Annotated in this window: 4 protein-coding genes; 1 reads left to right on the top strand and 3 read right to left on the bottom strand. The window is 42.9% G+C overall.

The genetic code is table 11. The features are described from left to right. Positions 1-87: 87 nt before the first annotated feature. Positions 88-1737, bottom strand: coding sequence for an alpha/beta hydrolase (locus IQ229_RS12230; protein WP_194044030.1), 1650 nt, complete (start codon positions 1735-1737; stop codon positions 88-90). Positions 1738-2329: 592 nt separating this feature from the next. On the opposite strand from IQ229_RS12230, the gene IQ229_RS12225 reads away from it, so the two are divergent. After that, complete coding sequence (locus tag IQ229_RS12225; RefSeq protein WP_194044029.1) at positions 2330-2782, top strand: hypothetical protein; 453 nt, start codon at positions 2330-2332, stop codon at positions 2780-2782. 8 nt (positions 2783-2790) lie between these two features. Here the strand turns inward: IQ229_RS12225 and IQ229_RS12220 are convergent, their stop codons facing one another. Together IQ229_RS12220 and IQ229_RS12215 are read right to left on the bottom strand one after the other, a co-directional pair. Beyond that, positions 2791-3846 (bottom strand): M28 family peptidase, encoded by a 1056-nt coding sequence (locus IQ229_RS12220; protein WP_194044028.1) that lies wholly within the window; start codon positions 3844-3846, stop codon positions 2791-2793. A gap of 160 nt (positions 3847-4006) precedes the next feature. After that, complete coding sequence (locus IQ229_RS12215; protein WP_194044027.1) at positions 4007-5098, bottom strand: ABC transporter ATP-binding protein; 1092 nt, start codon at positions 5096-5098, stop codon at positions 4007-4009. Between the last annotated feature and the right edge of the window lie 81 nt (positions 5099-5179).

Below are 5179 nucleotides of genomic sequence, written 5' to 3'. Positions count from 1 at the left end.
GGGTATTAGAAATGGTTCAAAAGCCCAAAATTAGTATAGTTAATATGTATGATACGTAAGTCCTATATTTGTTTAATTGGAAGTCCCTTATTTCTCAACAAATTCTTTCACCACTGCCATAGCATCAGGAGGAATCTCATTAATTAGACGGAAGGGAAATGCGGCAGTTGAAGCAAACTGAGCATAATCTTGTGTCAGGAAGATAGCATAGTTTTTAGCTTCTGGAGTCATCTGTGCAGCAAAGGCCAAGGCTATAGCTTTAACGTACTTGCGAACATCTGCTGCTTGTTCGCCGACAACTTCACCGCCACTAATCGGTGTATTTGGTTGCCCGACCTGATCTAATGTGGTGCTGGGGTCTTTTACACTGAGATGAGTACCCCCAATTATACCAACTAGCGATTTTGGGGATGGGATTTTGTCAAATCCCACAATCTGTTCAGTTAGAGCTGGGGTGGTTTTATCGGCGGAACCTGCTAAAACTATGGTCGGAATTTGTATCTTAGTTAACCCAGTTTCGCCAAAAATTAGAGAAGTTGTCGGATTGAGAGCGATCGCTTGTTTGATTCTGGGATCTCGTAGTTGATAGCTATTTTCTGGTAGTTCTTGAGCGATGCACTGCATATTTTCTCCCAAACTCAAGATAGTCAGGTTCTTTTTACAGCGTTGTTTAAGACGTTCTAGTTGCAACTCGGCCCCAGCAAGTGCTAAAGCTGTACCACCACCAAAAGAATAGCCAACAACCATCGCGTTTGTAGTTGCAAGTTTCCCTTGTAGGGGATGATTAGCTGTTTGGTTGAGCTTTGCTAATTCGTCAAGGACAAAACTAATATCTTGAGGACGATACAAAAACTCTTGAGGCTTCATGACTCTGGTTTTGCCTTGTAATGCTAAGTTAGCATTTGCCTGATTACTACCGGGATGTTCTAAAGCTGCTACTACATAACCGTGGGATGCTAAATGTTCTGCTAGGTAACGCAAGTCCGTGCGAACCGATCCGAAGCCGTGAGAAAAGACAATTACGGGTTTGTCGGGAGTTGCAGCAGTTGACCAGTAAATATCAACTGGGATTTTGCGATCGCGCTTTTGATCGTTGAGACTTAAGTTGAGTACTTTTACTTGGGCGTTTCCTGGTTGGCTAGGATCGAAAGGGAAAGCAATCTGCGGTGTTCTCGGATGTGCTGTTATCGGGTCGAGTTGGGGAGCGATCGCTAACATGAATTGCTGGGTACGCCAAAAAGCAGTATTTAAATTCCCTGCAACAATCCAAGCCTTTGGCAAATCAATTTCTAAGCGTTTACTGGGATAAGCAGCAATAAAACTCAGTATAGAAAGACCTTGCGGTGCAGTAGAACCTAATACCAATCCTGCTCTGAGTGCTTGTACCCCAGCTTTGTCTTTTCGGGCTAAGGCTGTAGCAAAGTCATTAAGAATAGTTGTACCAATCTGGGTATTAATTAACCTATCAATTGTTACAACATTCATAGGTATATTCATGCCCAGCGCTCCCAAGAAAAAGCGGCGTTGTTCTTCAGATAAAGACTGTAAACTTCCAGGCAATTTTCCTGTTTTTACAGCTTTTTGCAACTCAGTAAGGGTAATGGATTCTGTAAATAAACCTAAACGCACAACAACCGTGTCAGCAGCAATGGCCGAAGTATTTGCCCCGAACTGTGTAAGTGCAATCGCGCTAAATAAACCCGCAACTGTCTTAAGACTTCTCCAAATTTTTCCCATAAACTTTTATACCAACTGTTACTTACGGGAATATAACGGATATTTGTGTATTTGACTACCCTAATAATTGATTAGAAATAAAAGTAAATTTTTTCTTAACTTGATGGCGATGTCTACGATGGTCACTGACTTGTACCGAGCGGAGCCAAGGTAGCGTAGTCGTTGGCGTGGTAACAGAGTGTAGTCGAAGTGCAGCGTCTCGTAAAGAAGTGCAGGCTACGCCTATGCTCTAATCTCCTCAAAGCATCTGCTAATGCAAACAGAGCCATATTACAAGCATAACAAAAGTAACGAATTGTAGAATTCATCACAGCTAAAAATTTGAGCATAAATCAGTGTTAACAGCCACAAAAGCTCAATTGTTTCTTAGCTAGGTTTAATACTGTAACGGAGCTACTAGAACAGGGAAAGCAATCGCATCTACAATCTGCAATTTTTTTTGACAGGAAAATTTAACCGACTGCTTAATGTTTTGTCTTTACTCTTTAAAACGTTTTGCAGAGGTGTTGCAGGTGAATAGTCTGATTGCTGTAGCTGCACGATCGTTACTCATCAAATTCCCCCAGCCGCATCAACAATTTTTCTTGGCTTTATGCGTCGCAGACTACCCTATATTTTAATTTTTCTGCTCTCTCTGAGTATTATTGCACTGTGGTGGCCTGTGAATGATTCTGATTGCAATTTTGAGGCTTTTATCGCATCAAAAACTACAAAATTCCAAGTACACGCTACTAAGGTTATTGTTCAGCCGTGGCGTGGTCGTCACCATGTATATGGCATCTTTATGATTCCTGATGAATACAAACAAGCTCCATTTTTTGTGTTAACAGTCCAAGGTGCTGGTAGTTACTGTTCAAAACAATTTGGTTATAAACAAAACTTTGATGATATCTTTGCTGAACCAGGAACTTATCTGGTAAAGAAGGCTATTAGAACTCGAAAAACTCTACGGCTTATTCTCCAAGGTTTGTATTCTCAGGTAAATGATAAAAATAATTGGACGTTGACTTTCCCTGAACCAAAAGCTAATCAAGATAATTCATAATTCATCAGTTAGCTTGGTGATTGAGTTTCCAAAACCTGATCTTTCTCTAACAAGGCACTAGTCGCATTAACTACAATTTGTGCTGCTCCGGTGAAGAACGATCGCTCGATAGTCGCTGGCACATCGCTAGGTTTATGATAGTGCGGAGTACGTAAATTTGCGGTATCTGTCACCAGCACAGCACCCACACCCTGATACCAAAACGGTGCATGATCGCTGCGTAGGGTATCTGGTGTCAGTAAACCTTTAAAAGGAATTGGTAGTGTTAGAACTACTGGCAAATTTGATTCCTGTTTATTCAGGGCGGTTGAGGGGATGTTCTGTGAGCTTTGAAAGGCATTAAGCAAAGACAAGTGTTCTGTATCGCCGACTACTGCCAAAAAGTCGCCCTTGTCGCTAGGTGGCGTAACAGGCAATCCGGTAGGGTATTTCTGACATCCAGAAGTGTAACAAGCGTAACCTACCATATCCATAACGATCGCTCCGCCTAAATTTTGCAAGCGTGCTGTCTTACTCACAAAAGCCTGACTACCCAAAAGTCCTGCTTCCTCTTGGTCAAAAAAAGCTAGCTGTAAGGTTCGTGGCGTAGGACGAGAACCAAGCAACCGAGCTACTTCCAGCACTACAGCTACACCACTGGCATTATCATCGGCACCAGGGGAAGAGGCAACAGTATCGTAATGCGCTGCTACAAGAATTGCTTTCGCGGCTTTATTCGTTCCTGGACGTTCGGCAAAAATATTCACACCGTCAGAGAACTTTTCTAATTTAGGTTTCCAGCCGAATTTTTTCAGTTCAGTTGTAATATAAGTGCGAGTAAGCGATCGCTCTTTTGTGGTGTAACGCTGAAAATTCAACTTTTGGATATGGTTTAGTAGCTTCTCAGTAGACACTTGCGGGGCAATATAAACTTCCCTAGACTCTGGCTGTGCTTCGGGTGTTTCCACTGGAATCCGCTCAACAATTGTCGGTGAGGGACGCTGTTCAAAAAACGTGCTACCTCTGCTACCCAACACGGCAACTGTCATCAGCACCAACAGCATCAGCCAAATCCATTTTCTCATCTGATTTATCCTTGGCTTCCTGACTTAGGGTAGCGCAAATCTCCAAGCATCACTTTCCAGGATTGCTTCGGTTAAGGTTTTTGATGAAAATTCTAGATCGCAAAGACGCGATAAATCTGATTCTTGTAGAGACGGCGATTCATCGCGTCTCTTGCTTGCGTCAACCTAACATTTGTCTTTTAACAAGAGCATGGCCAGATTGCACATCAAACCAGTGAATATCTTCAGGGGGCAATGCTAATGTAATATCCTCATTGCTCCAATTTTGGTCTGTTGGCAACAAAGCACGTACCGTAATCGCTCCGGTTTGTGAACCCTCAACCCTGACACTAACCAAATAGTGCATACCCAAATTTTCCACTAAAAACACTCGCCCTTGAATAGTCTGGGTATCACCTGGTTGAGCAATGCGGACATTTTCTGGGCGGATTCCCAGAACAATCTGCGGTGGTACAGTTGGTATATCTGGGAGAAGTATTTGGAAATTACCCAGAAGCGCGTATTGTCCCTTACAAGGTAAAGTCAGCAAATTCATTTGCGGACTACCAACAAATCCAGCCACAAATAGATTAGCTGGATGGTTATAAATGCGGTCAGGCGGGTCGAGTTGCTGGACATAGCCATCGTTGAGCAAGGCAACTTTCGTAGAGAGCGTCATTGCTTCTGTTTGGTCGTGGGTAACGTAGACAACTGGCACTTTTTGAGCGGCAAAAATTTGCTTGATATCGGCTCGGACTCGTTCCCGCAATAGTGCATCCAGGTTACTTAAAGGTTCATCCAGTAGGTAGACATCGGCATTACGCACCAAAGCACGACCGACAGCAACCCGTTGCCGTTGACCTCCAGACATTTGGCCAGGTTTGCGGTTCATTAACTCTGCTAATCCTAAAACTTCTGCCACTTCTGCCACTCGCTGTTTAATTTCTGTCGGTGGTACTTTTTTCAACTTGAGTCCAGAAGCGAGGTTTTCGTACACCGTCATGTGGGGATAGAGTGCATAGCTTTGAAATACCATTGCAATATTGCGATCGGCTGCTCGTTTATAAGTGACATCTACATCCCCAATCTCGATTTGACCGCGAGTCGGTTCTTCAAGACCCGCAATCATGCGTAGAACGGTGGATTTACCACAGCCAGAAGGGCCAAGTAAAGTGAGAAACTCATGGTTATCTACAGTTAAACTAACGTCTTTGACAGGAACGACTTTAGGACTGTAGGTTTTATTCAAGTTTTTAAGTTCGAGTTTAGCCATTTTTCATTTGTCATTTGTCATTGGTCATTGGTCATTTGTCATTAGTCATTGGTCATTTGTCAGAAATATATTATTCTCCCC

Origin of the sequence: Nostoc cf. edaphicum LEGE 07299, from assembly GCF_015207245.1 — a bacterium.
GTDB classification, from domain to species: Bacteria; Cyanobacteriota; Cyanobacteriia; order Cyanobacteriales; family Nostocaceae; genus Nostoc; species Nostoc edaphicum_B.
The sequence above is the reverse complement of the archived record's forward strand: the minus strand, read 5'-3'. Positions and strand labels throughout refer to the sequence as shown.

What these genes read in the sequence shown, in the direction of transcription:
- IQ229_RS12230 (WP_194044030.1), bottom strand. Translation starts at nt 1,737, where the DNA reads ATGGGAAAAATTTGGAGAAGTCTTAAGACAGTTGCGGGTTTATTTAGC.
- IQ229_RS12225 (WP_194044029.1), top strand. Translation starts at nt 2,330, where the DNA reads ATGCGTCGCAGACTACCCTATATTTTAATTTTTCTGCTCTCTCTGAGT.
- IQ229_RS12220 (WP_194044028.1), bottom strand. Translation starts at nt 3,846, where the DNA reads ATGAGAAAATGGATTTGGCTGATGCTGTTGGTGCTGATGACAGTTGCC.
- IQ229_RS12215 (WP_194044027.1), bottom strand. Translation starts at nt 5,098, where the DNA reads ATGGCTAAACTCGAACTTAAAAACTTGAATAAAACCTACAGTCCTAAA.